At 64.5% G+C, this 25,520-nt stretch carries 19 protein-coding genes and 1 pseudogene; 11 read left to right on the top strand and 9 right to left on the bottom strand.

The features are described from left to right. Window positions 1-277 precede the first annotated feature (277 nt). Window positions 278-559: a transcriptional regulator gene (locus DIE15_RS18060; protein WP_124833980.1), complete on the top strand. Its 282-nt coding sequence runs from the start codon at window positions 278-280 to the stop codon at window positions 557-559. 371 nt (window positions 560-930) lie between these two features. Here the strand turns inward: DIE15_RS18060 and DIE15_RS18055 are convergent, their stop codons facing one another. Further along, on the bottom strand, window positions 931-1,365 hold the full coding sequence (locus tag DIE15_RS18055) for a phosphatase (protein ID WP_124833979.1): 435 nt from the start codon (window positions 1,363-1,365) through the stop codon (window positions 931-933). A gap of 324 nt (window positions 1,366-1,689) precedes the next feature. Next, a complete protein-coding gene (locus DIE15_RS18050; protein ID WP_124833978.1) occupies window positions 1,690-3,048 on the bottom strand; it encodes an NAD(P)/FAD-dependent oxidoreductase in 1,359 nt (452 codons plus the stop codon). 100 nt (window positions 3,049-3,148) lie between these two features. Between DIE15_RS18050 and DIE15_RS18045 the strand changes: the two genes are divergently transcribed. Then, entirely contained in the window at window positions 3,149-4,102 is a 954-nt protein-coding gene (locus tag DIE15_RS18045; protein ID WP_057926282.1) for a LysR family transcriptional regulator, read from the top strand. A gap of 39 nt (window positions 4,103-4,141) precedes the next feature. Here the strand turns inward: DIE15_RS18045 and DIE15_RS18040 are convergent, their stop codons facing one another. After that, the gene (locus tag DIE15_RS18040) at window positions 4,142-4,339 is read right to left on the bottom strand and encodes a hypothetical protein (RefSeq protein ID WP_124833977.1); all 198 of its coding nucleotides are present in this window, start codon (window positions 4,337-4,339) and stop codon (window positions 4,142-4,144) included. A 192-nt stretch (window positions 4,340-4,531) separates the two neighbouring features. Between DIE15_RS18040 and DIE15_RS18035 the strand changes: the two genes are divergently transcribed. Together DIE15_RS18035 and DIE15_RS18030 are read left to right on the top strand one after the other, a co-directional pair. Then, window positions 4,532-5,437 (top strand): AraC family transcriptional regulator, encoded by a 906-nt coding sequence (locus DIE15_RS18035; RefSeq protein ID WP_124833976.1) that lies wholly within the window; start codon window positions 4,532-4,534, stop codon window positions 5,435-5,437. A 283-nt stretch (window positions 5,438-5,720) separates the two neighbouring features. Beyond that, complete coding sequence (locus DIE15_RS18030) at window positions 5,721-6,614, top strand: NAD(P)H-binding protein (protein WP_124833975.1); 894 nt, start codon at window positions 5,721-5,723, stop codon at window positions 6,612-6,614. A gap of 82 nt (window positions 6,615-6,696) precedes the next feature. Here DIE15_RS18030 and tssE read toward each other — a convergent pair whose 3' ends face one another. The 6 genes from tssE to tssK form a co-directional block, all read right to left on the bottom strand. Continuing rightward, window positions 6,697-7,122 carry a type VI secretion system baseplate subunit TssE gene (gene tssE, locus DIE15_RS18025; RefSeq protein ID WP_057926284.1) on the bottom strand — a complete coding sequence of 142 codons (426 nt, stop codon included), beginning with the start codon at window positions 7,120-7,122 and terminating at the stop codon, window positions 6,697-6,699. A gap of 15 nt (window positions 7,123-7,137) precedes the next feature. Beyond that, window positions 7,138-9,861, bottom strand: coding sequence for a type VI secretion system ATPase TssH (tssH, locus tag DIE15_RS18020; protein WP_124833974.1), 2,724 nt, complete (start codon window positions 9,859-9,861; stop codon window positions 7,138-7,140). Window positions 9,862-9,997: 136 nt separating this feature from the next. Next, window positions 9,998-10,483, bottom strand: a complete 486-nt coding sequence (locus DIE15_RS18015; protein ID WP_006494514.1) for an Hcp family type VI secretion system effector — start codon at window positions 10,481-10,483, stop codon at window positions 9,998-10,000. 108 nt (window positions 10,484-10,591) lie between these two features. Beyond that, on the bottom strand, window positions 10,592-12,313 hold the full coding sequence (locus tag DIE15_RS18010) for an OmpA family protein (protein ID WP_124833973.1): 1,722 nt from the start codon (window positions 12,311-12,313) through the stop codon (window positions 10,592-10,594). Beyond that, entirely contained in the window at window positions 12,310-13,041 is a 732-nt protein-coding gene (locus tag DIE15_RS18005; RefSeq protein WP_124833972.1) for a DotU family type IV/VI secretion system protein, read from the bottom strand. Before DIE15_RS18005 ends, DIE15_RS18010 begins: the two co-directional genes overlap by 4 nt. Then, window positions 13,038-14,390: a type VI secretion system baseplate subunit TssK gene (gene tssK / locus DIE15_RS18000; protein ID WP_124833971.1), complete on the bottom strand. Its 1,353-nt coding sequence runs from the start codon at window positions 14,388-14,390 to the stop codon at window positions 13,038-13,040. Before tssK ends, DIE15_RS18005 begins: the two co-directional genes overlap by 4 nt. Before the next feature lie 599 nt (window positions 14,391-14,989). Between tssK and tssB the strand changes: the two genes are divergently transcribed. From tssB to tssG, 7 genes and pseudogenes are all read left to right on the top strand, one after another. Further along, complete coding sequence (gene tssB, locus DIE15_RS17995) at window positions 14,990-15,502, top strand: type VI secretion system contractile sheath small subunit (protein WP_124833970.1); 513 nt, start codon at window positions 14,990-14,992, stop codon at window positions 15,500-15,502. Window positions 15,503-15,575: 73 nt separating this feature from the next. Next, window positions 15,576-16,004, top strand: a pseudogene (locus DIE15_RS17990) (type VI secretion system contractile sheath domain-containing protein); the annotation flags it as partial. A gap of 693 nt (window positions 16,005-16,697) precedes the next feature. Next, window positions 16,698-16,988, top strand: a complete 291-nt coding sequence (locus DIE15_RS17985) for a PAAR domain-containing protein (protein WP_082664669.1) — start codon at window positions 16,698-16,700, stop codon at window positions 16,986-16,988. A 99-nt stretch (window positions 16,989-17,087) separates the two neighbouring features. After that, the gene (locus tag DIE15_RS17980; RefSeq protein WP_185734492.1) at window positions 17,088-20,867 is read left to right on the top strand and encodes an ImcF-related family protein; all 3,780 of its coding nucleotides are present in this window, start codon (window positions 17,088-17,090) and stop codon (window positions 20,865-20,867) included. 8 nt (window positions 20,868-20,875) lie between these two features. After that, window positions 20,876-22,456, top strand: coding sequence for a type VI secretion system protein TssA (gene tssA / locus DIE15_RS17975; RefSeq protein ID WP_124833969.1), 1,581 nt, complete (start codon window positions 20,876-20,878; stop codon window positions 22,454-22,456). A gap of 9 nt (window positions 22,457-22,465) precedes the next feature. Then, window positions 22,466-24,280 (top strand): type VI secretion system baseplate subunit TssF, encoded by a 1,815-nt coding sequence (gene tssF, locus DIE15_RS17970; protein ID WP_124833968.1) that lies wholly within the window; start codon window positions 22,466-22,468, stop codon window positions 24,278-24,280. After that, complete coding sequence (gene tssG, locus DIE15_RS17965) at window positions 24,244-25,386, top strand: type VI secretion system baseplate subunit TssG (protein ID WP_124833967.1); 1,143 nt, start codon at window positions 24,244-24,246, stop codon at window positions 25,384-25,386. The genes tssF and tssG overlap by 37 nt, the downstream gene beginning before the upstream one ends. Window positions 25,387-25,520 lie beyond the last annotated feature (134 nt).

Here is a 25,520-nt window from a genome sequence, read left to right as displayed (position 1 = left end):
ACACGATCGAACGCGGTGCGTGACAAACCTCACGCGCCGGATCGATCGTTCAAACGTCAAGAATCGTTCGGATCGCCCGTGAGAGGCTTGCGATGTGGAATGCGCTCATTTATCGTGCCGCCACGACGGCGCCGACACGGCGCGTCGAGCCAGATCGCAAGGAGCATTCGTCATTACCGCATTCAATCGTCGCACGCATATTCGTGCCTTTCTCGTGGCATCGGTCGCCTGTCTCAACCTGTCACAGCCTGCGTCGGCTGCCTATACGGAATCGTGGATGAGCGATCACGACGTCAAGGCGTACGCGCAGCAGGTCAAGCATCCGCCCGTGGCGGCGAGCCGTGCGACGACCGCGAAGCCGGGGCAGCATGCCGTTCGTTCGCCGTCGAAGGCGCCGGCCGCGGCGCATGCCGACGCGAAACCTGTGTCGAAGGCACACGCGGCGCCCGCGAAGGCCCGCAAGGTTCAACATGCGGCCGGCGCCGATCCGAAGGTGCACCCCGCAGCGAAACCGAAGGCCGTGCGGGCGGCACGCACGAGCGCGGCAATCCCGCATTGACGCGGCACGCCGTGGTGCGTCACCGATACCCGTAACAGTGCGTCAACCCCGCGTAGTCGTGGAAATGACTCGCCGGTGCGATCTTCCCGCCGTCGCATGCGGGCTGGAAATTCATCTCGCGTTCGTTGTACAGCATGCGAGCAGCAGGCAGACGAGGGCGGTGGCGGTGCGAGTAGGGCGTGTCATCGTGGCTTGAAGCGGGCGGGACGACGCAGGAAGGGCGTCGCTGCGTCCCCGGGGCGGGATCGGTCGAGCCCGGAGTGCTGCAAGCAGCATTGACGGCGGAATATCAGGATTCGGTCGGGTGATCGTCGGCATCGCGCCGGATCGCGACCGGCCGGCACATGCCGGCCCGTATGCAGATGCTCAGGTCAGTGCACGCCAGCCGATGCGATCGATCGCACCGTGTCGGTGATGCGCACGCAACGCGACAGGCCGAACGTCTCGGCTTCGCGACGTTCCGGTTCGCTGCTCGCGACGGCCACGGCGCGCTCGGGCGGCACGCCAAGCGCCTGCAGCGCAACGTCGAACGGATGCTGGTTTGCTACGGAGTCCTGCTGATGGGCGTCGGTCACGACGACCGAGAAGCGATCGAGGTTTGCACGGCCGAACTGGCCTTCGAACATGTCGCTGAGCCGGGCGGCCGGCAGCGTCGTGACGAGACCGAGTCGATATCCTTGCTCCGACGCACTGTCGAGCCACTGGATGATCGCATCGCGCTGGTTGCGCGATTCGTGCGAATCCGGTGTCGCTTCGATCTGCGCGAATGCGGCGTCGAGACGGGTGACGATGGCTTCGATGACCACGGTGATTCCTCTCCTGAGACGTGACGGTCCGTTCGCGGACGGGAATGCCCTACACCTTAGCGTCGATCCGGAATATGCGACCAATTAATATTTATATCCGACCCATACGATTCGACTAATGAATCGGGTGGCAAGCCATGGCTGGCGGGGAGATGCGCGATGCGATGTTTTCCACATGATCTGCATCGTGTCGATGGTCTTCAATGTGGTGCACCAAACGTGCGCACGCCATGAATGCACCGGACGTGTGCATCCGAAAAAAACGGCGTATCGGGCGATGCGCACCCGATACGCCGTCTTGCGATGCCGCGTGCGAACCGGCGATCAGTGCAGCTTGATCGACGGCTGGTTGCGGCTTTGCAGCCAGTGACTCAGCGACTGGAACAGCGCGCGCTTGAGGCCGTACACGCTGAACAGATGCTTGCGGTACAGGAACTTGTACAGCCCGATCGCGGCGAGCCCGTCGACGATCAGCGAGCGCGAACGCACGCCGAGGTCGGCCTGATACACGGCGCCGGCCCGGCCGAGCGACACGACGGTGCCCGCGTCGCGGAACGTGAAGCCCGCCACCGGCTTGTCGGCGAGGCGCCGCGCGAGCGCATCGCCCAGATACACGGCCTGCTGGTGCGCGACCTGCGCGCGCGGCGGCAGGAAGCGGCCCGCATCGGCCGACGGGCACGCGGCGCAGTCGCCGAACGCATACACGTGCGGATCGTCGGGCGTCTGCAGCGTATCGGTCACGATCACCTGGTTCGACCGGTTGAGCGCGATGTCGCCGAGTTCCCGCAGGATCGCGGGGCCCGCGACGCCGGCCGCCCAGATCGTGATGTCGCTCGCGAGCCGCTCGCCGGTCGCGGTCGTGATCGCGTCGGCGCCGACTTCAGCGACGCGCGTGTCCGTCAGCACGTCGACGTTCAGCGTGCGCAATTGCGCGTGCATCTTGGCCGACAGCCTTTCGTCGAGCGCCGGCAGGATGCGCGGGCCGCCTTCGATCAGCCGGATGTGCACGTCGCGTGCGGACACCAGCGCCTTGAAGCGATACGTCGTCAGCTGCTGGATCGCGTGGCGCAGCGCCGCGGCCAGTTCGACACCCGTCGCGCCCGCGCCGATCACGTTGATGTAGATCGGTGCCGCGCGCCGCGCCGGCTGCTGCTCGGCCAGGTGGTTCGCCTTCGTGCAGGCGGCGAGGAACTTGCGGCGGAAATCCTCGGCCTGGTCGAGGTTCTCGAGCGGCAACGCGTGGCGCGCGGCGCCCGGCACGTTGAAGAAGTTCGTCACGCTGCCGACCGCCAGCACGAGATCGTCGTAGCCGAGCTCGCGCTGCGGCAGGATCTCGGTGCCGTCCGCGTCCTGCACCGCGGCGATCGTCGCCGTGCGTGCCGCGCGATCGACCCGCTGCAGCGCGCCCTGCACGAAGCGGAAGCCGTGGCGCTTCGCCTGCGCCGCGTACTCGATCGTGTGCGAGGCCGGATCGCGATGGCCGGATGCGGCTTCGTGCAGGAGCGGCTTCCAGAAGTGCGTCGGGTAGCGGTCGACGAGCACCACTTCGGCTTGCCCGCGGCGGCCGACCGTGTCGCCGAGGCGCGTGGCGAGCTGCAGGCCGCCGGCGCCGCCGCCGACGATCACGATGCGCGGCACGCGCGGTGCGCGATCCGTTGCAAGGGTAGGCGTGATGTTGTCCATGTTGTGGCTCCCGCTGATGACGATTCGGATGACATTGCTCAGGAACCGACGATATAGTTTTGCACCTGCTCAAACAATTTAATGTTTATAAGCGACTCATATGTATTCACTTATAGGAAAGACCGCAACGTTCCGGCAGCTGAAGGCGCTGGACATGATTGCGCGGCTCGGCAGCGTGTCGCGCGCGGCCGAGGAGCTGAACCTGACGCAGCCGGCCGTGTCGCTGCAGGTTCGCCTGCTCGAGGAGGCGGTGGGCGCCGCGCTGCTGCAGCGGGTGGGGCGCGGCGTGCAGCTCACCGCGGCCGGTGAAATCGTGTCGCGCTATGCGCGCGAGATCCTGCATCTGTGGAGCGAGGCCGGCGACGAAGTGGCCGCGCTGACGGGCGATCTCGGCGGCACGCTGCGGATCGGCGCGATCACGACGGCCGAATACCTGATCCCGCCGCTGCTGGTGAAATTCACCGCGACGCGCCCGCACGTGAAGACGTATTTCAAGGTCGGCAATCGCGACGACATCATCCGCATGCTCGCGACGCATGAAATCGATCTCGCGGTGATGGGCAGCGCGCCGAAGGAACTGCGCACGCATGCGGTCGAGTTCGCGAAGCATCCGATGGTGTTCGTCGCGGCGCCCGGCCATCCGCTGATGCAGCGCAAGCGCGTCGCGCTGAAGGATCTCGAATCCGCGCACCTGCTCGTGCGCGAACGCGGCGCGGGCACGCGCTCGACGGTCGAGAGCCTGTTCAAGACGGCCGGCTACCGCTTCCATGTGGGCTCCGAACTGTCGAGCAACGAGGCGATCAAGCAGATGGCCGAAGCGGGGCTCGGCGTTGCGTTCCTGTCGTTGCACGCGTGTGCACTCGAGCTGCGCGCGGGGCTGCTCGGGCAACTGCCGTTTCCGGGCAATCCGATCGTGCGCGAGTGGTACGTGATCACGCTCGCCGATAGGCGGATCTCGCAGGTGACGGGGCTGTTTCGCGACTTCCTGATCAAGCAGGGCGCGCCGGTGATCGACGGCGCGACCGTCGCGCCGCACGAACGCCGGCGTAAGTAGGCGGATGAGGGCGGCATGTGCGTGCCGTGCGTTCGACGGTTAAACGATCCCGAAGTCGTCGTTGCTGTCGGGGATCGACGCGAGCAGCCGTTCGAGGCTGTGCCAGCCGATCCTGCGCAGGCACCACGCGGCGACGGTAGTCCGGTCGGTGCGGTGAGTGGGGCGGGCAGGACGGCGGTCGGCGCGGGACGGTGAAGTGGGGGTGAACGCTGCACGTCGCGGGCAGTAATGGGGCATGACGGTCTCCGTAGGTGTCGGATGAGGCCATCGTAAGCGGCACGGTGCCCGGCGGCGCACACGCAAGGATGGGCCTGAGCAGAAACGAATGATCTTTTTCTGCCCGGCGCGGGCATGGCCGTGCAAGCACGGCAAGCGGCCGGAAAAAGCGTCACAATGCGCGTTCGACACCTGATCTGGTGGAGGGAAACGATGAGCGATCCGATTCTCGCGGCGCCGACCGACAACGGCGTGCCGGTCAGCCTGCGCTCCAGCCGCGGGCTCGGCTGGCGCGGCTTCGGTGCGTCGCTGCTGGAGATTCGCGCGGGCACGTACCGGATCCCGGCCGCCGAGCATCACCGCATCGGCGTGCATATCGGCTCGCCCGTGCGTGCGGATTGCGTGTGCGACGGCGAACGCGTGTCGCGCATCCAGGCGCACGGTGACGTCGACGTGATTCCCGCCGGCCTGCCGGGGCAGTGGACCGACAGCGCCGACTGCCGGATTCTCCACATCGCGCTCAGCGACGCGTTCGTGCGGCGCACGTTCGACCAGCTCGAGCTGAAGCCGGCGCAGGCGCAGATCCGCCGCCGGCTGCAGGTGCGCGATCCGCGGCTGCAGCACATCGCGTGGGCGATGGCCGCCGAACTCGAAGCGGAAGACGCGTCGGATCCGCTCTATGCGGAGAGCCTGTGCACGGCGCTCGTCGCGCGGCTGGTCGACAGCCAGCCGGCGTTCCGCGAGCGCCGGCGTATGCTGGCTCCGAAGGCGGCGGCGCGCGTGATCGACTATGTCGAGGCGAACCTCGAGCGCCGCATGACGCTGGCCGAACTCGCGGCGCTCGTGTCGATCAGCGTGCCGCATTTCAAGGTGCTGTTTCGCGAGACGCTCGGGATGCCGGTGCATCAGTACGTGGTGCGGCGCCGGGTCGAGCGCGCGAAGGCGTTGTTGCTCGAAGGGCGACTCAGCATCAGCCAGATTGCGCTTGAGGCGGGTTTCGCGCACCAGAGCCATATGGCGAACTGGATGAATCGCGTGCTGGGGGTGACGCCGACGGAGATCGCGCGGGCGGGGGCGCGGGGTGGGTTGAGGCTCGCTTCCGGCGGTGAGGACCGTTGATCGACCGTCACGCGAGACCGGTTCTCCGTGCAGGACGCCGAGACGAGTCTACTCCCCGTCAGGCGTAGGACTGCTCCAGCTTGGCCAGCAACACCAGGTTAGTCTCCGGTCCAGGACGGTTGTCCAGCGGCCTGTTGGAGAAGTGCCGGGTCCTGCCACGCAGCGGACATCGTCGACCATCTCCAAAGCCGTCATCCGTTCCTGTCCGGGGCATCCGTCCGTGCGCGCCACGTTGGCGGCGAGCGCCGACAATCGCTTCACCTTCATTCCCCAGGAGCGAATCGTGTTCGTGATTTTCGGAGCATCAGGCAACGTCGGCTTGTCGACCGTGACGACCCTGCGCTACGCAGGCCACCCCGTGCGCGCGGTGCTGCGCGACCCACGCCGGCGCGATCGCTTCGCGCAACTCGGCTGCGACGTCGCGATCGCCGACCTGACCGACGCACGCTCGGTCGCCGCGGCGATCGACGGCGCGCAAGCCGTGCAGATGCTGTGTCCGGTGCCCGTTGCCGACAGCGACCCGGCCGCGACGATGGAGCGGACGATCGACATCGTGACCGGCGCGCTCGCCGCGAATCCGCCGCCGGTGCTGCTCGCGCTGTCGGACTACGGCGCGGAACGCGACGGCAACACAGGCATCACGCGGCTCTTTCATCGTCTTGAAGAAAGCCTGAAGGCGGTGCCGGCGCAGCTCACGCTATTGCGCTCGGCCGAGCATCTGCAGAACTGGACGCGCATCCTGCCGGTCGCGCTCGCAACCGGCACGCTGCCGAGTTTTCATCATCCGCTCGACAAGATGTTTCCGACGGTCTGGGCGCCCGATGTGGGTGTTGCAGCGGCGCGGTTGCTGCTCGATCGGACTGAATTCGGTAACGGGCCGCGTATTGTCAGCATCGAAGGACCGCAGCGCGTGAGCGTGCGGGACATCGCGGAGATGCTCGGCGTGGCGGCTGATCGCCAGATCGTCGCGCGTGAACTGCCGCGCGATGCATGGACTGCGACGCTGTTACGCGCAGGGCTCAGCGAGCGTCATGCGCAACTGATCGTTGATTTGTACGACGTGCACAACGCGGGGCAGATCGATGTGGAGGACGGCGTGTCGGAGCGTGTGTATGGCGTGACGGCACCGGAGGAGGCGCTCGCTGTGCTGGTGCGCGAGCAGGCGGCGTCGGTGTGATGCGAGTAGCAGCTATCCGGGGTTGATGTTGATGGACCGGGTTGGCAAGTTACGAAACCCGGTCTGGACTTCAGGGCGCACTTTAACCGTGCCCCGAAGTCCTGCGTTTCAACCACATGCGCCCGGGCGGCTCGAAGTAGGTACCGAATCGCACGAGTCCGGCCTTCTTCAGATGGCACGTCATTTCAAAACTCACCAGCACGCCAGGATCGTCGTTTTCGAGGATGTCGACGTCGATGGAGCGGATGCGCGGCTCATATTTCAGGAGCGTCGCCTCCATCTGCTGCTTGAGCATGTGGGCTGACGCGGGCAGCGCCTTGTAGATGTTCGTCAGATCCGGCAGACCATAGTCCGGCAGGTGTTTCAGCGCGCCGGCACGCGAGTTCAGGATGCGCTGCACATTTTGCTGGATGCTCATGCACTCGAGTGTCCGGTCGTCGTAAGTATCGAGCGGCTCACCACTGATCTGACCGAGCAGCGTGTCATGGAGAGAGGGGCGCGCCTGCATGATCCTGGCCTCCCGTTACGCGGTAGCGGGTGTCGGTTCCGTCGTGCCCACCGCGACGTTGCTCCGATCGACGAAATCGATCGTTAGGTTCCCCTCGGCCGAACTCGACAGCACGATCTTTTCGGGTGGGGCACCGGTGGCCATGCGCGCAAGCAGTTCGCGCGACACGCTCGGCAGGATTCGCTGATTGAGGAACGCATCGACGTTGCGCGCACCGGACTCGCGCGCGAGACAAAGCTCGGCCATCGCGTCGATCAACGACTCGTCGCACGCCAGCTCGACGTCGTGTTGCCGGCGCAGGCGATCGGCGACCTTCGACAGCTTGAGCCGCACGATCGACGCGAGTGCGGCGGCGTCGAGCGGCCGATAGACGAGCGACTGGAAGCGCGCGAGCAGGGCCGGCTGGAAGTGCGCCGCAAGCTGCGGGTGGATCGACTCGAGCAACGCCGCCTGAGCAATCTCCGGATCGTCGGCGGTCATCTCGTCAATCCGTGCGCTGCCGAGATTGGACGTCATCAGGATCACGCAATTGCGGAAGTCGATCTCGCGCCCTTCGCCGTCGCGCATCATGCCGCGGTCGAACACCTGATAGAACATGTCGAGCACGTCGCGGTGGGCCTTTTCGACTTCATCGAGCAGCACGACACCGTACGGCCGCTGCCGCACGGCTTCGGTCAGGATGCCTCCGCGGCCGTAGCCGACATAACCGGGCGGCGAACCTTTAAGTTGCGACACCGTGTGTGCTTCCTGATATTCCGACATGTTGATCGTCGTGAGCGCGGCCTCGCCGCCGAACAGCAGGTCGGCCAGGGCCAGCGCCGTTTCGGTCTTGCCGACACCCGATGGTCCTGCGAGCAGAAAGACACCGAGTGGCGCATGTTCATTCTTGAGGCCTGCCTTCGCGGTGCGCAGGCTCTCGGCGAGCGCAGCCAGCGCGTCGTCTTGTGCGACCACGCGCCGGGCCAGCTGCTGTTCGAGATTCAGCAGGCTCAGCAGTTCGTCTTCGACGAGATTGCCGACCGGCACACCCGTCCATTCCGCAACGACACGTGCGATGGCTGCCGCATCGACATCGACAGAGATCAACGGCGCCTTGCCTTGCCGGTCGGCCAGTCGGCGTTTGATATCGTCGAGCGGGCCGTGGCTGGCCGCCGAGCGGTCTTCGGCGATTTCGGCGCGATACTGGTGAACGAGGCGGACCAGCTCGAGTTCGGTGACATGGCGCGCCTGCAAGCCCGTCAGGATGTTCCGCGCCTCGGACAGTGCGCTCTCCAGCGCCGCGCGCCGAGGCGCAGCGTCGTCGATACCGGCCTGCGCGTCCGCGTCGAGCGTCGCCTGTTCGAGTTCGAGAGCGGAGACCGCGGCGCGCGCGCGCTGCAGTTCCGCGGGCGGCGATTCGAGTCCCATTCGCACCCGCGCGGCAGCGGTATCGATCAGGTCGACTGCCTTGTCCGGCAGTTGCCGCGCGGGGATATAGCGTCGCGAGAGTTTCACCGCCGCGATGAGCGCGTCATCCCGAATGTGCACGTTGTGATATTCCGCATAGCGACTCTTCAGGCCTCGCAACATCAGGCACGCCGCATCGTCGTCGGGTTCGCCGACCTTGATGATCTGGAAGCGGCGCTCGAGCGCGGCGTCGCGCTCGAAGAATTCCTTGTACTCCGACCAGGTAGTTGCCGCGATCGTACGCAGTTCGCCACGTGCGAGCGCCGGCTTGAGCAGGTTGGCAGCATCGGCGCCGCCGGCGGCGTTGCCCGCTCCGATCAATATGTGCGCCTCGTCGATGAAGAGCAGGATCGGCTCGGGCGAAGACTGGACCTCGTCGATGACGTTCTTCAAGCGTTGCTCGAACTCCCCCTTCACGCCGGCGCCGGCCTGCAGCAGGCCCAAATCGAGTGTCAGGATGCGCACGTCACGAATCACGTTCGGGACGCTTTCCTCGGCGACGCGCAGCGCGAGGCCTTCGACGAGCGCGGTCTTGCCGACGCCCGGTTCGCCGACGAGAATCGGATTGTTCTTGCGCCGACGCGCGAGCACGTCGACCATCTGCTGGATTTCACGATCGCGGCCGAACACCGGATCGATGGTGCCGCGTCGAGCCTTGTCGGTCAGGTCGATCGTGAAGCGGGAAAGGGCGTCGCCGTCGATGGTTTGCCGGGGCGCGAGCGTTGCTGCCACGACGGGCGGGGCCGATGCTGGCGTCTGATCGGCTACGGGAGCGATCGGATGGTCACCCGCTCCGGCTTCGATATCCTCCGGACGCAAGCTTTCGCACGAACGATGGGCAAGGCGCGGCAGGACGCGCTGGATCTGCGTGCTGCTGACGGACAGCAGAGGCCAGGCGTTCTCTGCACGCAATACATGGGGACGATCGACGATCGCCTGCAGCAGATCGCCGGACCTGATGGCCGCGTCGTCGGTGTTGGACGCTGCACGGAGCCATGCGTCTTGCAGCATGGTTGCCAGTTGCGGAGAGAGGGCCGGCTTGCCCCGAAGGTTGCGCGGAAGATGCTCGATCGAGGCGAGCAGCGCATCCCAGACGGTGTCGATGTCGATACCGTAATGCCCCAGAATTGCAGGGATGTCTCCGTCACCGGCTTCGATCAGTTTCAGCAGCCAGTGCTCGACGGTGATCTCGTCCGCGAGACGCGTCTGGCATAAGCTCACGGCCGCTTCGAGCGCCTTCGCGCAGTGCGGATTGAGTCGACGGAGCAGGTGGGTCGTGTCGCGCGGAATCATGTCGAGGTCTGAAGAAGGAAGGGGCGAGGCACAGTCATGGACCGAACTCGGTCTCGAGGACAGGAAGGGCAGCCTGAATCGGCCAGGCTGTCAAAGGAACCGCGCGAGGAGCCGGCGGTTCGACCATCGATCGGGATCAGGACCGCTCGTTCCAGGTGTCCTTGTGGATAATGTTGCCGTCCTTGTACGACCAGGTGATCGTTTCGTAGCGAAGCTCCACGTTTTCGAGGTGGTTGTGCTTCTCGTAGTCCGGGTTCTTGATGTCATGCATGACCGGATTTACGGCGACGATCTTCACGTTGTCGAGCTTCGTGTTGAAGTACTCCTTCTCCTTGCCCGCGTCGTCGATCTTGTACCACTTGATCTCGACAGACTTGAGCGTCTGGCCGCTCGTCACGGCCTTGTACAGGTACGGCGTCGAGGCGTCGGTTTCCTTCGTCAACGTGATCGGCTTGTGGACGCGCGTGCCCGTCAGCTTGCCGGTGTTGCCGTCGGTCGGGATATGCACGCCGTGGTCGAACGCGACGAGTTCGACGCTGCCTTCGCGGTCCTGAACCGTCACCGAACCCTTGATGTCGGCGCCGCCGTCGTCCTTGAGCCACATATAAGCCGGAATTGCCATTGCCTTACTCCTTTTTATTTCACTGTACGCACTACTAAACTAGCCAGGAGCGCGCCCCTGAGCTTGAGAATCCCGAAGCGAGTTGCTTTGGGGGCTAAACCTGGATCGCTACTTTCCCGTGTCCGGTACCAGGGTAATTTCCACGCGACGGTTTCGTGCGCGACCGTCGGGTGTGTCGTTGCTCGAAAGCGGGCGCGTCATGCCGTAGCCTTGAATCGCGAACCGGGTCGCAGAAATGCCGGATGCGTCGACCAGCCAGTCGCGCACGGCTTCCGCGCGCGCGGTTGACAGCTTCAGGTTGCTGTCCGGATTGCCCACGTTGTCGGTGTAGCCCGCGACGAGGATGCGTTTATCGGGATGCGCGTTGATCATGTCGAGTGCGCCGACCATGGCACGGTTCGACCCCGGCTTCAGCAGTGCCTTGCCGCTGTCGAACAGTGACATGCTGTCGAGCGAGACGACGGCAGGCGGGGGCGGAGGCGGCTCGTAAGATGCGATCGCGTTGTTCAGCACCGGCATCAGCTGCGCGCCCCGATACATGCCGAACGACAAGCGCAGCGGAACACCGGTGCGTGCGTAGCGGTCGAGTTGATCCCGATCGGCCACGAGCGCGCGTAGCGCGTCTCGCTTCGCGGCGTCATGCTTTGCCGGAATCGTCGAATAGCGGCCGAGATCGGCGGCGATACGATCCAGCAGCGCTTCGTTGTTCCTGGCTGCGCCCCAGAAGGCAACGGCGGCGGCGCAGGCGAGCAGCGCGAATGCATGGCCCACGGAGGCCTGACGAGGAGACATCCAGTATCGCCGCGGCATCGCTTCGATCAGCGACTGCGGGAGCGGCCAAGGCGTCGGCGAGGCGGCGGAGACCGTACGTGCCACGCACGTCTGCATTTCGACATCGCGTTCCCACAGGTTTCCGGACGCACTTGCCGGACCGCAGTCGATCCAGCCGGCGCCGAACTGCGCCCATGGCGCCGCCGGCAGTCGTCGGTCCGTCAGTGCGCCGAAAACGACGCGCTGCGTCCAGCCGACGATGGAGGCCAGTGAGGCGGCGCGTGTTGCGGCGATGCGATCGCCGGCCGCGCGTTGAACCTCGTTTTCCGCTGCGCGGACCACGGATTCGAAACGTTCGCCACCCGCCAGGCGCGTGGCCGACGACACGCCGTACCACGCCGGCGTCGAGAGGTCGACAGGGCCGGTGGTAAGCCGCTGGTAGACCGCGACGTAGCCGGGTAGTCGCGTACCCAGCATGCGGGCGGCATCGGCGACGGCCTGCCGTACGGCACGCAAGTTCTGCGTCAGCGTGTCGGTTTCCGCGTGCAGCGCAGGCGCGACGGACAGCACGACGCCGTCCGGCGCCCGCCCGTCGCGCCACTGCCTGACCGCAACGGCCAGGCGCGGCAGCTCCTGTGGGCGATCGACGCGCAGCCAGATGCCGCCGTCGCCGAGGTGCACGTGTTGGGCCTCTCCCGCACGGTCGAACAGTGCGGGCAGACCATCGCCGGTCACCAGCACGAGCGGCATGCGCGTGCGCAACTTGACCGGAATGTCAGCCGTCGCCGCGCCCAGCGCGGTCAGCAGATGCGCGCTCTGGCTACGCGCGCGGCCAAGCCTGCACGTACACCACACCATTAGCGCGAGCGCGACAATCCCGGCGATGGCGGAAAGTGTCCAGGCGACGCCGGAACCGAGTGGAAGCACCAGCCAGATCACGGCGAGCACCAGCACAGTTGCGAATGCGACCATGAACCGGGATGGATACCCGAGCCCTTCGTGGCCACGATCGGGCGGCCGTTTCGATTCTGCAGAGAGAGCAGGCAGGTCGGATTTCACGGGCGAATGGCCTTTGTCGCCACAAGGTGTGCGAGCTGCCCGTCGAGTATGGTCGACCAGACGCCCCATACGATCGTGGCGGCGATGCACGCGAGTCCGGCGATCGCCCATGGAGACAGCCGGTGGAACCAGTCGGACACGCGCCGTTCGACGCGATCCGCGATGAATGGCCGATCCGGGGCAGGGCGCAGCGCTTCCAGTCTGGCGTTCAACGACGCGATCAGCGCAGCCCGCTTGGCTTCACCGTCACGGGCGTACCGGCCCACGAATCCCATCCCGAGGATGGCCGAGTAGCACTCGAGCAACGCGACGGGCGGCGCTGGTTCGCGCATGCGCGCGTCGATCCGCTCGAATACGCGTTCACCGGCTTCGTGCAGGTTGAACTGCTCCACCTGCAGCGGCTCGCGCTCCCATGCGGCCCGGGATTCGCCGGGCAGGTGCCGCAGCGCTGCCTCGTCGAGCAGCCCGCACTGCGCAATCAGTACCTCGTTGCGCACGTCGTCCGGAAAGCCCCGGTGCTGCAGGGCACTCGAGAACTGTTCGACAAGCTGCTTGCACCGGATCCGCAATGCGACCGCGTCCTGAGCCCGTCCGCCAGAGGCGAGCGTCGTCACAAGCAGTGCGGTGTCGCGCAGCAGATCGCGCATCCCGTCGCCGGGCGGGCTGATGGCGCCCGTCGCGTTCGGCATCAGCGCCGTGTCGTTTCGGTTGGAAGTCAGGGCATTCATGAATGCAACACGGCGTAAAGTTCGAGCGAGGCGTCGGGTACCGACGCGGGCAGGTAGATCTGGCAGGCTCGCGCGGCGAGCATCTTCGCGTGCACGGCACTGGACGCGTCCAGTGCGAAATACTGATTGTCCAGACGCACGGGGATCGCGCCCGGCACGCGCTGGACGGCCTTGAGCGGGACGCCCAGCAGAGCCGAATTGATGATGTGTTCGACATCGTCGGGAGCGCCGATCTTGCAAAGCCGTGGAAACTGTTCGACCAGCTCGAACGCGGGCATCGGCGCGTTGACCGACAGATACCAGTCGGCGGCATCCGCGACGATCCGTTCGTCGAGGAACTGGCCGGTCCAGGTGGTCGGCCCCTTGCGGGTGAGGCCGATCGACACGACCCGCGACGGAATGATGGCGTCGAGCAGATTGCGGATCAGCGATTCCAGTCTCGCGAACACCTCGTCGGCTCGCGCATGGTCGTACGCTGGAATGTCGGTGAGCTGCGCTTCGGTCGAGAACGTCATCAGTGCGCTCGTCAACTGCGCGAGTATCGTGTACAGATGCTCGGGAGGGCGACCCGGATGCGCGGCGAACAGTCGCAACTGCGGCCAGGCCGCGTGGATGCAATGCAGCAGCCAGAAGAGTTGCACGTCGGCCACGCCGTATTCCGCGACCTCGGCGATGCGTTCGCTACGACGCGTACCGAGCGCGAGCGTCTTGGCGTGCAGGATGTCTGCCAGACGATTGATCCGCTCGATGTGCAGTGCATGGCCGCCGAGCGTGAGGCACGGCGGCACGAATTGTCGATCGACCTGGAACTGGCCGCCAGATCCGCGCGTCAGTCGCGCGATCGCACAGACCGTGTCGTCGGCGTGCGACTCGAAGTCGAAAACCAGCCGCACTGCACGCCGTTCGACGGCGATTTCGGCGTCGCCGGTTCCGTTCAGGTCCGCGACCTTGACGAATTCACGGTAAGCGCGCCGTGGGCGAGCGAGCGACGTTTCGTCGAAACGGCAGTTGCTGCCATTCGCATCCGGCAACGCGAGCGCTGCGAACACAACGACGCTCTGCATGTCCGCTGGCACGCCTTGCGTCAGATCGCGCGCAGACGGGAGTGTATCGGCGACGGTCGTATCGATCGGCGTGCCGTCCGGAAAACACAGCCTCAGGCGGGCGAGTTTCAGGCGCCCTGTCGACAGCGCTTCTTCGTCGATCTCTACTCCAAGCGTTCCCCACGGCTGCGCCATAGCCGCGCAGGCGTACTGACGTAGCGCAAATTCAGCCCATCTATCCTGTTGCTGAAAATGCTGCTGCGTCAGGATGAGGCCCTCGTGCCATAGCGGCTTCGCGATTCGCATGGTCTCTCGTGTGGTGTGTCTGTTCGTTATTCGGTTCAAGGGCGTAACCTATACACGACATCTTTCGCAATGCACAACCAATTTCTGAAAGTCAAAGTAGTTTGGTTTACTAATGACAAACATTGGAAATGTGAACAAATGAGACGATTGGTTGGGAGATTATTTTTGGGATATATGGTTTTTCTGACGGATTTGCGTGTCACTGGAAAGGGTGGCGTGTGAGCAGGGGGAAGTCAGGGGTGGCCCGTCTGATAAGGGATATTGGCGGTAGTGGATGAATTTAAATAGTGTCTTTAAGGGTTGAGGTGTCATTTATCTCGAAAATATTCGGTGTCTTTTCAATTTGTTAATTGTTTCAAGATGTTTGCGATTTTTTGCATTTGGTGATTGTGGTTTTTGAGCGACGCGCTTTGACTGTATAAGCGTTTGCCGTGTATAAGTCCCATGCGATTCAGTCATACGAGCGGAGGCCATGCGATGAAATATCGATCGAGACATGCTGCGCATTGAATCCCATGCGTGATGTATCGACGAGATGATCGTGTCGAATGCGCCGTGCTCCTGTCCAACGCTTGACCATCACTAAATAAGGATTGCAAATGGATAGCTTCCAGAGGGAAATTCCAAAGAGCCGTGTCTCGATTACGCTGGATTTGCATACGGGCGGGGCCCAGAAGAAGGTCGAGTTGCCGTTGAAGCTGCTCGTCGCGGGCGACTTCAGCGCGGGCCGTGAACAGGCGCCGCTGGCTGAACGCAAGAAGGTCAATATCGACAAGAACAACTTCGATGCAGTCCTGGCCGACTACGCGCCGGATCTCAAGATTGCTGCGGAGAACACCCTGACCGGCGACGGCTCGGAACTGCCCGTCAATCTCTCGTTCCGCTCGATGAAGGATTTCGAGCCCGAGCAGGTTGCTCGCCAGATTCCCGAGCTGCAAGCGATGCTGGCGATGCGCAATCTGTTGCGCGACCTCAAGTCGAATCTGCTCGACAACGTCATGTTCCGCCGTGAGTTCGAGAAGATCCTGAAGGACCAGCGCCTCTCCGACAAGCTGCGTGGCGAACTGGGGCAAATCGCGACGGCCACCCTGCAACAGGAAGGCCGTGCGTGAGCGCGGCCGGCCCAAGACGGCCGTCACCACCTCCCGCAACCAGGCAGCCATACCAAACGTGACTGAGAGACACATGAACCAGAATGAATCGCGCCAGGGCGCTACGGAAACGATGGTGCTCGAAAACGACAGCGTCTACGCCACGCTGTGCAACAAGATCAACCTGAAGCCGGTCGCCGAGGCGCGGCCGCTGGAAGCATTCCGCGACAACGACGCATTGTCGGAGGCATCGGCCGACGAACGGGTCGCGCGCGGCATGGACGCGCTGCTCAACCTGATCGCGAAGGAAAGCAAGCCGGTCGACCGGCTCGACAAGTCGCTGCTCGATTTTTACATCGGGCAGCTTGACCGGCAGATCGGCCGCCAGCTCGACGCGGTCATGCATGCTCCGGATTTCCAGGCGCTCGAAGGTCGCTGGCGAGGCCTGAAGATGCTCGTGTCGCGCACGGACTTCCGCAAGAACGCTCGAATCGAGGTGCTGGATGTATCGAAGGAGGCGTTAGCGTCGTGGGACAAGCAATGGGCGAAATCCGATCTCCAGCCATTGAAAGCCGAGGTTGCGCACGATCCGCCCGATTTGATGGCCTTCGACGCGTGGCTGGATCGAATCAACCAGACGCGTGATCAGGAAGCGCGCCTGCTCGTCTTCGTGCGGTTGAATCCGGTTCTTCAGGCGCTTCCGCCGGACGGGAGCGCGGAAGCCGGTGTCGCGCTACTCGTGGTGCCGGAACCAATGCAGCGTCGATTCAAGATCGACTCGATTGCAAGGCTGCATCGGCCAAATGACACCGACAACTGTCCGTCGGATGTTGCCCTTGCACGCACATTGCGCTGGGGGCGCATGGAACCCTCTGCTTTGAGTCGTATTTGGCAGTGCGCCCTTGACCCAGCCGCGACAAACGCAGTGACAGCCGCAGCGGTCAAGGCGGGTATCGCCGCGAAGGTGGCAAACATCGATTACATGGTGGGGCACGCAGGTGAAGTCGCGTCCTGGCTTGGCGCAGCGTGCGCAGCCAAGGCGGTTGCTCGGGATGGCACGCCCCAGCTTCTGGCAACGACCGGCAAGACGGGGGTTTGCTTCTCTGTTTTGCGGAATGGCGATCCGCAATGACCGAGGCCCGAGCGGGTCTCTGTCTCTACATCCTCACATAGCCGCGCAGTGCACAACTTATCTCTGAATTGGGGAGGGCAGATCATGGTCAGGCGGTACGACATTCTGAAAGGCGACAAGACAACATCGAATGGCATTGTCCTGGGCGGCGATTCGAACGACAGAATCGGGAATCGCGAACAGGCTTACGAGCGTGATGATGTCTGGTGTCCCGCATGTGATACGACGGGGCATATCGTATGCGACGGCCCTCGCTTCTCGATGAAGGGCCCTGACGGCAGAGAAGGCGCCCTGAGCGATGATCTGTGCGTATGCAAGTGCGATCCACTGCCGCGCTTGCTTCCCTCGCAATACGCCTCCTATGTCGATGTCTGAGCGTAAGCGTCCTAACCGATCGAACATTGGCCAGGACCACTGCCAACGAAATGCGGAGCGGCATTCATCTGGTCAATCTCGATTCAATTTCTATTCAATATGCGCAAGTTCCGGATCGACACTCTAAGCATCGTCATAGCGGTTATCCTGCCTGGATTGCTGATCTGGTTCGCAGGCGATACCTGGGTGGGCCTGCAATCGGTCGAAAGGCGTGCGGGATGGATCGTCGTGCTTTGCATCGTATTCGTCGTGCTGTTCCTATGGAATAGCTTCGATTCGTCATCTCGCCCGGCGGTAGCAGCACGACGTCTTCTGCATTGGGTCAAGAAACAGACAAGCTCGTCATCCGAGCGGCGCGATACGGGAACCTCTGATGGCGGCACACGCGTTGCGGCTTTACGTAGCCGTCTTCGCGACCGCCACGGATGGCGCTGGCGCTATCGCGAACGATGGGTGCTCGTTGCCGGCGACGTACCGCTGGTGAAACGCCTGGCACCGGGTCTCGTCGACGCGGGATACCTGATCATCGGCGATACAGTCCTGCTGTACGCCAAGCAAACCCGCGACACGCTCGATCTCGAATGGCTCGACCAGATCCGCCGCCTACGCCGCCGTCGCCCGGTCGATGCAATCGTCGCAGTCACACGCAACCGCAATTCTGTCGATGCCCCGTTCGACACCGACAATCTTTCCCAGCGACTCGCACGCCACGCGCGCGCGCTGCGCTGGGCCGCGCCGGCCTATCTGCTCAATGTGACGGATTTCGGCAGCGAGGCGTCGAGTCCCGACGAGGCGATCGGCTTCACGTGGTCCAACGCACGCGTCAGCGCCGAGGCGATCGACGCGTCGCTGCAAGCCCTCACCGACAACCTGGCGGATGCCGGTGTCGTGCGCCTGACGAAGGACGCAGGCGATCGTTTTCCCGCCGAACTGTCGCAGCATATTTCGAACCTTGGGCGCGCACTGTCGGGCCTGGTGCTGCAAACCTCGCAGTCACGTATCCGGCGGCACGCAGTCCACGGCCTGCTGTTCGCACCGCTATTCAAGGAGCGGGAACTGACGCCGCCGCAGGCACCCGCCGGCGCGAGCGACGACGAACCGCCGGTCGGCCCGCGACACCGCACGATATGGCAAACCGTCGCCGAACACAGTCGCAAGATCCACGGCCGCCGCGTAGGTTTCTCGTTGTCGACCGCGGCCGCATGGTTCACAACCGGCCTGCTCGGTTGCTGGATCGCCGGCACGATGCTTTCCGGTTTCGTCAACCGTGCAACGATCCGGAGCACCGCAGACACGATCGCGACTCTCTCCACCGTGCAGGACCACACGCAGGTCTTGCAGGCCCTGAACACTCTGGATCGCCAGATCGACACGCTCGAAGTCCATCAGCGCGAAGGCGCGCCCTGGGCATCGCGATTCGGCCTGAATCGCGACGGCGCACTGCTCGACGCGTTGTGGCCGAGCTATGCCCTCGCGGCGAACCGCATCCTCGTCGCCCCGATTCGCGAGAAGCTCGAAGCGCGTCTGCAGCAGCTTGCAGCCCTGTCCGACGCTCAGATTGCCGACGGCGGCAACGCACAGATCCAGGCCGCCTACGACACGCTCAAGGCTTACCTGATGCTCGCGAAGCCGGAGCGTGCCGTGGCTGCCTTTCTGACGCCGCAGCTTGCCGCGACGGCCGTACCCGCACGTCCGTCCAATTCGTCCTTGTCGCCGGGCGCCTGGGAAGACCTGCGTCTGCACGCCATCGCGTTCTTCGCAAACCATCTCGGCCAGGCCCCCGCTTCGAATGCTGCCGCGTTCGCGATCACACCGGACGGCAACCTGATTGCGTCAGCCCGCCAAACGGTGATTGGTGTGCGGGGCATCCAGAACTCCAGGGATGCGCTCTACCAGCAGATCATCGATGAGGCGACCCCGAAGTATCCGCCGGTCTCTCTCGCGACGCTGCTCGGCGACACGACGAGTCGAGGCCTGTTCAATACGACCGCGACCGTTCCCGGCGTTTTCACGCGTGCGGCCTGGGAGGAGCGGATCTCGAAGGCGATCGACGACGTCAGCGCACAGCGTGACGTGTCGGGCGACTGGGTGCTGCGCCCGGAAGGCAGTCCCCGTGGAGAATCTGACACCAACGCCAGCAACCCGCCCCCGTCGACATTGAAAGCCGAATTGCGTCAGCGCTACTTCGATGACTACGCGCGCACGTGGGCCCTGTTCCTGAACAGCGTGCGCTGGCAATCCGCGCCAACGCTGTCAGCTACGGCCGACCAGCTGACGCTGTTGGGCGACTCGCAACGTTCGCCGCTCGTTGCACTGATGAACGCGATCGTCTACCAGGCAGGCGCGGGCGCGAATGCGCAGTCGCTCTCCGCGAGTCTGATCAACAAGGCGCAACAACTGGTCGGCGCCGACGAGAAGGATCCGTCGAAGCAGGCTCAGCCGCAGCTTGCGCCGCTTGCGTCAGCCTTTGGCCCGATCCTGCGCCTGACCGGTAGCGATCTGGTGTCCGGCGCGCCGGCCAACGGCAAGGCCGCCGCTCAACTGGCCGCGACCGGCGACCTCAGTCTCGCACGCTATCTCGAGCGGGTCACGGCGATGCGTCTGAAGGCATCGCAGATCGTCTCCGGTGCCGATCCGGACGCGATCGCGCGGCTGGCCGCTCAGTCGGTTCTGCAGGGCAAGACGTCCGATATCTCGGATAGCCGCGACTACGCGAGCCGTGTGGCCGCGAGCCTGGGCGAACGGTGGGCAGGCTTCGGTGCGCTGTTTCGGGCACCGTTCGATCAGGCGTGGCAGGTCGTCGTGCAGCCTGCCGCGTCGAGCCTGAACGAAATCTGGCGGATGGCGATCCTGGCCGACTGGAACAAGTCGTTCGGCGGCCGATATCCGTTCTCGGACGCCGACAACGACGCGTCGCTGCCCGAGATGGCGCGCTTCATGCGGCCCGACAATGGCGTGATCGCCCAGTTCGTTGCAACGCAGCTCGCCGGCGTGATTGAGCGGCAGGGCGACCGGTGGGTCGTCGCGCAAGGGGCCGACCAAGGCGCGCTTACGATCGATCCGGTTTTCCTGAGCGGCCTGAACAAGCTCACGCGGCTCTCGACCGTGCTGTTTCCGTCCGGAGATGCGCGTGTGCGATACGAAATGCAGGCAGTGCCGACGCCGGGCGTCACTGACATGAAATTCGTGCTCTCCGGGCGCGAACTGCGCTATTTCAACCAAAAGCAGGAATGGGTGCCGTTCGAGTGGCCGGGCCAGTCGCTCGAGAACCTGTCGCATATCGAATGGCAGACGGAGAAGGGCGGGTTGCGCACGGCGCTCGACGCGCAGGGGCGCTTCGGCCTGATCCGGTTGCTGGAGCGTGCGAAGGTCGCGCAGCAGGACAACGCACGTTACTTGCTGACCTGGATGCCGGACACGAGCCAGGGCATTCCGCTGAAGGTGCAATTGCGCAGCGAGGCGGGCGCCGGGCCGCTCGACGTACTCCAGTTGCGCAACTTTGCGCTGCCGGCGCGGATTTTCGTGACCGGGGCGGCGAGTACCGGGGCGAAGGTGTCGACGGCCAGTCCGCCGCCGTTGCCTGCCGCGGCAATCGCAGCGGCAAAGCACGCGGCGGTGCCGCTGCCGCCGGGGCTTCCGGGTGCGACGTCGTTGCAGGATGAGCCACTGCCGGCGACGCCGAACCCGGCGCCTCGTCGAACTGCCGCGGCGGACTCGCCTCGGGCAGACGTGCAGCCCGCTACGTCCGGCATGAAGTCGCCCAGGGCCAATCCGGGGATGACAGTGTCGTCGCTGGCGACGACTGCGATATCCGCCGACGCATCCGCCAAACCGTTCGGACACGCCCTTCGGTTGCTGGGCGACGCATTTGCGTTTTGAGACCTGCCATGACACTTGCCAATTTCGTCAAGACACTCGTCGGCGGTCCACGCATCGATTCGCTGCAGGAAGCGCGCCGCAATACCTGGGCGGCATGGCTTGCCCCGATACCGGGGGAGCACGCGTATGGCCGCGATCCCGGCTACGAGGATGCATTCTTCGAACTGAAGGACGAAGCGACAAAGCTGTCCGGAATCGACGACGGATTGATCATCCGCGCATGCGAACAGCTTCTCAAGGAAACCGGAAAGGATCTGCGTCTGGTCGGTTACTACGCATTTGCGCGGCTGCGTCAGGATGGTCCCGCCGGGTTCGCCGACGGACTTGAGCTGGCCGCTTCACTGGTCGACCGGTTCGGCGAGACCTTGCTGCCTGCCCGGGCTGAGGCAAAGCGGGCGGCGCTGGAAATGCTGTCGACCGCGCGAATGATCGAGACGCTGGACAGTCGCGGAGACTTCGCCCCCGTGGATCTCGAGCGCGCGATGGCGGCGCTCGACGTGCTCGTCACCCGCACGGCTGCGTGGCCCGATGCCGCCCGTCCGAGCCTGCATCCGCTTGCGTCCCGCTTCGGGAACAAGGATGAACCGGTGCGCAACGTGAGCCCGGACATGGCGATGCCGCAGATGTCCGCTTCGACTAGCGTATCGAGCGGATCGATCGCATCGGCGCGCGATCTGCTCGATCAGGCCCGCGCGATGTCGGCATGGCTGCGCGATCAGGAAAATGGCTATTTGCCGTCAGTGCGTATCGCACGCAGCGTTCGGTGGGACACCTTGCACGATGTGCCGCCGTCGGATGCCGCGTTGCACACGCGCCTGACACCGCCGCGCGCCGAGTTGCGCCAGCAGATGAAGCGGCTCGTGCTGCAGAAGCAGTGGCACGAACTGCTCGAGCGCGTCGAAGGTGCGTTCATGGAAGGCGTGAATCATCTCTGGTTCGACCTGCAGTACTTCCAGCACGTCGCGCTCGATCACGTCGGCGCGCCCTACCACACGTGGAGCGAATTGCTGCGCGCGGACTTTGCGTTGTTTCTCGAGCGATTGCCGGGCGTCGAGCGGCTTTCGTTCAGCGACGGCACGCCATTCTCCGACGACACGACGCTCGAGTGGATCGCCCGGCACGCCGTCGTGCGCGACCTCGAAGCGGGCGAGACCGTTGCGCCGCTGCCCGTGTCCGCGGATAGCGAAAGCGATGCCGGCGACTGGCCGGAAATCGAGGCGCAGGCTCGCGAGCTGGTCGCGCGCGATGGCGTCGAGGCCGCGTTCGCATGGCTCGATGCACTGCCCGGCATGAAGACCGAGCGTCACCGCTTCCTGCAGCGGCTCGTGATGGCGCGCCTGGCCGATCATGCCGGTCGACCCGATACCGCCCTCGCGTTGCTGGTCGAACTCGACACATCGTCGCGCTCGCTGCCGGTGATGCGCTGGGAGCCCGCGCTGGCGTTCGAGGTCAAGCAGCAACTCGTGCGAGCGTTGAAGGCGACGAGCAACCGCAAGGATGCCGACAAACCGATGCTCGCGCGCCGCATCGGCGAACTGCAGGCGGAACTTACCGTGCTCGACCCGGCTCGAGCGCTGACTCTTTCGTAACGAGAATCCATGGCAAACGACGATCCCATCCTGCGCTACTACGAAGCGGAAATGCGCTATTTGCGCGAGTCCGGCAAGGAATTCGCGAAGGCGCATCCCGATCGCGCACGGCTGCTCAATCTCGACCGTGTCGGCGATCGCGATCCGTACGTCGAGCGACTGTTCGAGGGTTTCGCATTCCTGACCGGGCGCCTTCGGCAGAAGCTCGACGACGAGTTGCCGGAGCTGACGGAAGGGCTGGTCAGCCTGCTATGGCCACACTACTTGCGAATGATTCCCTCGTTGTCGGTCGTGGAACTCATCTCGCTGTCGGAAAAACTTCAGAAGACCGAAATCGTGCCGGCGGGCGTATCGATACGCTCCGCGCCGATCGTCGTACCGCCGCCCGCGGGCGCGGAAGGTTTGTCGCCGAAAACCGTGCAGTGCGTTTACCGGACCACGCAAGCGGTCGCGCTGCAACCGGTCACGGTGACGCATGCCGGGCCGGCCGTGCGTCACGATGGCCGCTCGGTGATCCGGCTCGGTTTCTCGCTTGGCGGGTCGGCGCGCCGGATGGAAACGGATCTGTCCCGGTTGCGCCTGCACCTGAACGCGGATTTGCCGACGGCGTTTGCGATGCACCTTGCCCTCACGCGCCAGGTCGACACGATCCACTTGCGCATTCCCGAGATCCGCGACGGCGAGGCGATGCCGCTCGCCGGTGTCACGATCGAGCCGGCCGGCTTCTCGACCGAGGAACGACTGTGGCCGAAGGCCGATGCGGCCTTCTCCGGCTATCAGTTGCTGCTCGAGTACTTCACGTTCCGCGAGAAATTCCTGTTTGTCGATCTTTGCGGACTGGACGTCACGAAGCTGCCCGAACGTACCACCCGGTTCGAGCTGGAGATTGTGCTGACGCAGACCTATCCGTCGGACCAGCGCTTCAGCGCGGAAAACGTGCGGCTATTCTGCACGCCCGTGATCAACCTGTTCGAACTGGACGCCGAGCCGATCGAGATCGATCACCACGAAACCGAATATCGTGTGGTGCCGGCTGGCCATCAAGGCGAGCATGTCGAAACGTATTCCGTCGACGCGATCGAGGCTTTCGACCACGAAACGGCCGAGCGATATGAATACGTGCCGTTTGCGACGTTCCGTCACCGCGGCGGCATGCTGCGCCACGAGGCGCCGGAGCGGTATTTCCATTCGCGCGTGCGCTCGGGTGCGGCCGGGTTGCACGAAACGTGGGTGGTGCTTGGTGGCCATGCATGGGAAACCATGGATGCACTGCCCGAGGAAAGCCTGTCGTTGCGCGTGACCGGCACGAACGGAATGCTGCCACGCAAGGGGCTACGGGAAGCCAGTCTCGACGAAATCGCGACCAGTTCGCAGAACATTGCCGGGGTGCGCAATCTCGTCTCGCCGACGCTGCCGCTGTATCCACCGACGGAAGACCGGTTCCAGTGGCGCGTACTGTCGCATCTGGCGCCGAATTTCCTGTCGATGATGGACGCGGAAGTGCTGCGCGGGGCGCTCGCGCTCTACGACTGGACGAACGACGAGCTGAACCGTCGACGGCTCGCGGGCATCCTGTGGGTGTCACAGGCGCTGATCGAGGAGGTGTCGGGCGGTTCGGTCGAGCGGGGCGTGCTGATCGAGGTCACGCTCGACAGCCATGCGTTCGCCGGGGACGGTGACGTGATGCTGTTCGGCGAGCTTCTGCATCGGTTCTTCGCGCTCTACGCGGACATCAACCTGTTCACGAAGCTCGCGATCGTCAGCATGCCGTCGCAGGCCCGGATCGAATGGCCACGCAGCAAGGCCGAGCGGGCGCCGCTATGAAGGCGCACGACTTCCCGAATCTCGATCCGCTGGTCGCCTCGCTTCTGGCGCGCGCACCGCGGATGAACTTCATGCAGCTTTGCCGGTTGCTCGAGGTGCGTTTTCCCGACCAGCCCGGCTTCGGCACACGGGATGCGCTCGATCATGAACCGGTGCGCTTCCGGCCGCGGCCGCGAATGGGCTTTCCGGCGAGTGAAATCGCGTCGGTCGAGTTTGACGATGGGTCGGACGCATTCGGGCCTGGATCGCCTCCGACCGTGCGCACGACTTTCATGGGGCTGTACGGCGTCGATGCGGCGATGCCTGCGCACATGATCGACGAAATCGTGCTGCGCGAGGAAGGGCACGAAGCCGTCGAGGCGTTCCTCGACCAGTTCAATCACCGGTATGTCACGTTGCTGTATCGCGCCTGGCGGAAGTATCGCTATCCCGAGCACTTCCGGCCTGGCGGCATCGACGCGCATTCGCGCAACCTGCTGTGTCTGGCCGGGTTCGGCTGGGGCGACAAGCCGAAGCGCGCCGGCCTGCCCGATTCGCGGATGCTGGCGCTGCTGGGACTGCTGATTCAGCGCACGCGCACGCCGGAAGGGCTCGCAGGTGTCGTTGCGCTGGCCATCCCGGGAGTTGAGGTCCGGGTCGACGAGTTCTGGCCGGTCGTGACGTCGACGGGGCGGCCGCGGCCGCTCACCGCGGCCGGGACTGCTGTCGGGAAAGCGGGAACCAGTCAACGTGGCGGGTTGGGCGGCGGTTACGTATTGGGAAAGCGGATGGCGTATCGAAGCCGGGCGGTACGGGTGACGTTGCGTCCCGCGGATGCTCGGCAGGCGCAGGACCTCTTGCCCGGTGCAGGGCTGCATCGCGATTTGATGGCCTTCGTGCAGCTATATGTCGGTGTCAAGGCGGACGTACACCTGCGTATGGAAGTGTCGTCGCGATACACGCTGGAGCCGGCGATTGGTCATGGAAACGCCGGGCCCGCGCCACGGCTCGGCTGGACCACCGTGCTGCCCGCTGACGAGGAACGTATCGTCAATATTGCGCTGGGCGTGTACGAGGCTTTTCCCGCGCCCGCGCCGAATCCCCACCTTACCGCATCGCATGCTTGACCAGGAATGACCCATGACCTTCAGATTTGTCGGTTCAGCCGTTGCATTCGTTTTGATGCTATCGGCTTGCGCTCTGCGTCGGGCCGACGACGCTTGACGCCAATACGCTCGTGACCGACACCATGTATTGCCGA

Source organism: Burkholderia sp. Bp9031, from assembly GCF_003857965.1.
GTDB lineage: Bacteria > Pseudomonadota > Gammaproteobacteria > Burkholderiales > Burkholderiaceae > Burkholderia > Burkholderia ambifaria_A.
This window is presented reverse-complemented; position numbering and strand designations above follow the sequence as displayed.

What these genes read in the sequence shown, in the direction of transcription:
- DIE15_RS18060 (WP_124833980.1), top strand. Translation starts at nt 278, where the DNA reads ATGAGCGATCACGACGTCAAGGCGTACGCGCAGCAGGTCAAGCATCCG.
- DIE15_RS18050 (WP_124833978.1), bottom strand. Translation starts at nt 3,048, where the DNA reads ATGGACAACATCACGCCTACCCTTGCAACGGATCGCGCACCGCGCGTG.
- DIE15_RS18045 (WP_057926282.1), top strand. Translation starts at nt 3,149, where the DNA reads ATGTATTCACTTATAGGAAAGACCGCAACGTTCCGGCAGCTGAAGGCG.
- DIE15_RS18040 (WP_124833977.1), bottom strand. Translation starts at nt 4,339, where the DNA reads ATGCCCCATTACTGCCCGCGACGTGCAGCGTTCACCCCCACTTCACCG.
- DIE15_RS18035 (WP_124833976.1), top strand. Translation starts at nt 4,532, where the DNA reads ATGAGCGATCCGATTCTCGCGGCGCCGACCGACAACGGCGTGCCGGTC.
- tssE (WP_057926284.1), bottom strand. Translation starts at nt 7,122, where the DNA reads ATGCAGGCGCGCCCCTCTCTCCATGACACGCTGCTCGGTCAGATCAGT.
- tssH (WP_124833974.1), bottom strand. Translation starts at nt 9,861, where the DNA reads ATGATTCCGCGCGACACGACCCACCTGCTCCGTCGACTCAATCCGCAC.
- DIE15_RS18015 (WP_006494514.1), bottom strand. Translation starts at nt 10,483, where the DNA reads ATGGCAATTCCGGCTTATATGTGGCTCAAGGACGACGGCGGCGCCGAC.
- DIE15_RS18005 (WP_124833972.1), bottom strand. Translation starts at nt 13,041, where the DNA reads ATGAATGCCCTGACTTCCAACCGAAACGACACGGCGCTGATGCCGAAC.
- tssK (WP_124833971.1), bottom strand. Translation starts at nt 14,390, where the DNA reads ATGCGAATCGCGAAGCCGCTATGGCACGAGGGCCTCATCCTGACGCAG.
- tssB (WP_124833970.1), top strand. Translation starts at nt 14,990, where the DNA reads ATGGATAGCTTCCAGAGGGAAATTCCAAAGAGCCGTGTCTCGATTACG.
- DIE15_RS17985 (WP_082664669.1), top strand. Translation starts at nt 16,698, where the DNA reads ATGGTCAGGCGGTACGACATTCTGAAAGGCGACAAGACAACATCGAAT.
- DIE15_RS17980 (WP_185734492.1), top strand. Translation starts at nt 17,088, where the DNA reads ATGCGCAAGTTCCGGATCGACACTCTAAGCATCGTCATAGCGGTTATC.
- tssA (WP_124833969.1), top strand. Translation starts at nt 20,876, where the DNA reads ATGACACTTGCCAATTTCGTCAAGACACTCGTCGGCGGTCCACGCATC.
- tssF (WP_124833968.1), top strand. Translation starts at nt 22,466, where the DNA reads ATGGCAAACGACGATCCCATCCTGCGCTACTACGAAGCGGAAATGCGC.
- tssG (WP_124833967.1), top strand. Translation starts at nt 24,244, where the DNA reads ATGGCCACGCAGCAAGGCCGAGCGGGCGCCGCTATGAAGGCGCACGAC.